Below are 3,183 nucleotides of genomic sequence, written 5' to 3'. Positions count from 1 at the left end.
GATGTCTTTCGGTTGGGTGTGGGAGGGTCGACCCGCGCGGGGAATGCCTCGCGCGAGTCGCGTGAGGACTCAGGCCGCTTGCGCGACCTCGCTGTCAGGCTCGGGGGTTTCCGCAGCGGGCTCCGCCTCATCACAGGCGACACCGGCGGTCTGCATCATGGGCGGGCACCAGGTGGCCACGGCAGCGCGCTGCGCGTCCGTGAGTGTGGCGAAAGGCTCGGCGAAGAGCTTGTCGCAGAAGGCGACGATCTCTTTCTTGCTCGACGAGGCGAGCGTCACCGCCTCTTGGGCGAGACCCAGATCCTCGCCGAGAATCTTCAGGAGCCAGGCCTTCTTGAAGCGGTTGAAGAGCGCCGCATTCGGCGTCCAATATGCGCGAATGTCGGGCATGATCTCGATCTCGAACGCATGCATCAGGCTGTCGCGCCGAGGATCCCGCGCGAAGCAGGACTGCGTGGTGCTGGCGGTGGCATAGGCCACGAGCTTGGCCTTCTCGCCTGCCTCCAGCGCGCGAAACGCCGCGAACTGATCGGCGGGCGCGCGGGTGTCATCGAGCCAGGAGAGATCAAGCGCATCATGCGCCGCCGCCACCTGCTCGAGCGAGGTCTCGTCGATCTCGTCCATCTTGGCATGGCTGCGGTATTCCTTGCGGGCATCGATCTTGATCGCCTGCGTGACACTCATTCCGCTGGCCAGAACGTCACTGACCAGCTTGAAGAGCGTCAGATCGAGCGTGGCTTCCGGATGCAGCGCCATCGCGGCGCCAAGGGCCATGGCCCGCTCGGTCTTGAGGTCCTCAGCCAGCGAGGCTGGATAGGTGATTTCGCCGGCGTCCGGTGCCTCCTCCCCCGTCGGGTTGACCGACGAGCCGCGCGCGCCTTCCACTTTCACGGTGTCCTCGGGGCGGACGAGGCCAACATGGAGCGTGACCTGCCCACCCTGCCACGACGCGATCACCCCGGACCGCGCGAGGTCCTCGGCGCTGTAGGCCTCCTGCAGATCGCGCACTTCTTCTTCCAAGGCGTCCACGCGCTCGTAAAGGGCATTGTAGGCACCGTCCTCGAGCCCCTCATCCTCCATCTCGAGCTGCAGCTTCTCGAGTTCTGCGGTGATCTCATCGATGCGCTTCTGGGCCGCTTCATCCGGCTCAATCGGGCCGGGATAGACGCGGCCATAGTCCGCCATGGTCGCGTAATCATAGCGGACCATCGCATCGGCCCAGGCAAAGCCCAGCCTCATACGGGCCTCTTCGGCGGCGGCACCGAGCTTCTCGAGCAGGATGGTCTCGACCAGTGCTGCATCCTCAAGCACGGAATGCTCTTCCAGAAGGTCAGCCGCGACAGCACCGCCCCGCGCCTCGTAGTCCGCGCGCACAAAGGCCCCAATATCATCGCTGACCTGCACGCCGCGGGATTTGAGGGCCTGACGGACGGTGTAGGCCTGCAGATAGCCGCCGTCTTTCGTGAGCGCCTCGAAGACCTCGCGCTGCGCCTCCTGGCTCGGGTGCTCGGCGAAGGCCTTCATCGTGTCGAGCGTGATCACCTTGCCCCGGGCTGCGGCGCGGATGTCGGGGTGGATAAGGCCATAACGCAACCGGCCTTTCACGGCCGCCACCGTGGCGCCGAAGGTCTTTGCGATCGTCTCGGGCGTCTGGCTGTCGACCTCCATCATCCGGGCGAAAGCCTCGAACTCGTCGATGGCATTCATCGGTGCCTGGGTGATGTTCTCGGCGAGCGACAGCGCCGTGGTGACGTCGCAGTCGTCTGGGACAAGGCGACAGTCGACCTTGGTTTTCGCCATGAACCCCTTGGTGGCCTTGTCGGCGACCAGCTCCTTCAGCGCAGCATGGCGTCGGCCACCGGCGAGGACAGCATATTTGCCGTCAAGCTTCTGGACCAAGAGCGGCTGGAGCAGGCCCAGCACAGCGATGCTGGCCTTCAGATGCGCGATGTTCTCGGGGTCATAGGTTTCCGGCGCGTTGCTGCGCACATTGGCGGGATGCGGGATCAGATCGCCGATGGCGACGGTAAGGGGAGCAAAGCTTGTGGTCATGGGATATCCTTCCAGGAGGGTGAGGTGTGGCCCGCGCGCTCACGCGCGTGACCAATCCCCGGCTTCAGGGATCACCAAGACAAAAGGCCCACTTTCCCTTTGAGGGGTCAGTGGGCCTTGAGTTTTCAGATCGACACTTTGGGAAGCCCTCCTACCCTACCAGTCACGCGCCAGCATGATGGTCAGCACGCGCATGGTTGTGGCAGGATTGTCCGGGGTCTCGGCCCCGTAGCGGAAATCCGAATCTGCCTCATAGAGATCGATTTTCCAGAACACGGTCTCGCCCCGGATCTCGACCGCGCCAAAATCGTGCCATCCCTCGGGATCATTCTCAGGCTCGAATGTATCGAACGCACCGGTGGCCTTCACCGCCTCGGCCATGAAGCCGTCACCGGCCTCCATAAGCGAGCGGGTGACATGCATTCGGCCCTGGGTGGGCTGCGCGGGCGCCACTCCAAGGCACGCGAGCTTGCGAAACGCGTCGTTTTGCGCCGCGATCACGGTCGGATCCGGACGGTCTGGCTGGGATTGAACGGTCATGGACATGGGATCTCCTTTGAGAAGTTGAAACACCCTTCCCAAAGCCCGCTTTCACTTTTCTGCTTGGCGGAAGGACCGAAGCAGAAGGCGCCTTACCCGAACAGCCCTCTGGCTCTGTAGTTCGGGTTGGGGATGGTTTCGATCCAGCCGCCCTGTTCCTTGATGCTCTCGAGTGCCGCCGAGAGCGGGTAAGCGCCCTCGGACGGGCTCCACCAATAGGCACCGCGTTTGAAGGTGATGATCTTGCGGCGGCCGTCTTCGAAGCAGGCCACCCGCAGCGTCTTGGGTTCCTTGCGTGACATGCGAGTCTCCGTTCTCCGTGTGGTCAGGCGGCCTCGGCACTGCGCCCTGCCCTACCCGCCTCAGATTGTGCGATCAGATAGTCACAGGCGCGCTGCGCATCCGCGGCGTGCTTGAAGATCGCACCCTTGTCCGACCGAAGAACGCGCAACCAGTTGTGGAGGTAGGCGGCATTCATCTCGAGCGTATGCGCCGTGAAGCCGAGCGTCTGACCCAGGAACACCGAGGTCAATTCGGCCACTTATCCTGACAGTCAAGCTCGAAATATGCCTTGTCAGTGACCGCAGACAT

Annotated in this window: 3 protein-coding genes and 1 pseudogene; all 4 read right to left on the bottom strand. The window is 63.5% G+C overall.

Annotation, left to right across the window (positions count from 1 at the left end):
• Positions 1-69 precede the first annotated feature (69 nt).
• Positions 70-2,052 (bottom strand): ParB/RepB/Spo0J family partition protein, encoded by a 1,983-nt coding sequence (locus TRIHO_RS20090; protein ID WP_024099303.1) that lies wholly within the window; start codon positions 2,050-2,052, stop codon positions 70-72.
• A gap of 156 nt (positions 2,053-2,208) precedes the next feature.
• Positions 2,209-2,598 (bottom strand): DUF3768 domain-containing protein, encoded by a 390-nt coding sequence (locus TRIHO_RS20085; protein WP_024099302.1) that lies wholly within the window; start codon positions 2,596-2,598, stop codon positions 2,209-2,211.
• An 86-nt stretch (positions 2,599-2,684) separates the two neighbouring features.
• A complete protein-coding gene (locus tag TRIHO_RS20080) occupies positions 2,685-2,894 on the bottom strand; it encodes a DUF6330 family protein (RefSeq protein ID WP_040182663.1) in 210 nt (69 codons plus the stop codon).
• Between the two features lie 23 nt (positions 2,895-2,917).
• A pseudogene (locus TRIHO_RS20075) lies at positions 2,918-3,133 on the bottom strand (zincin-like metallopeptidase domain-containing protein); the annotation flags it as partial.
• Between the last annotated feature and the right edge of the window lie 50 nt (positions 3,134-3,183).

Origin of the sequence: Tritonibacter horizontis (assembly GCF_001518015.1) — a bacterium.
Classification (GTDB): Bacteria; Pseudomonadota; Alphaproteobacteria; order Rhodobacterales; family Rhodobacteraceae; genus Epibacterium; species Epibacterium horizontis.
This window is presented reverse-complemented; position numbering and strand designations above follow the sequence as displayed.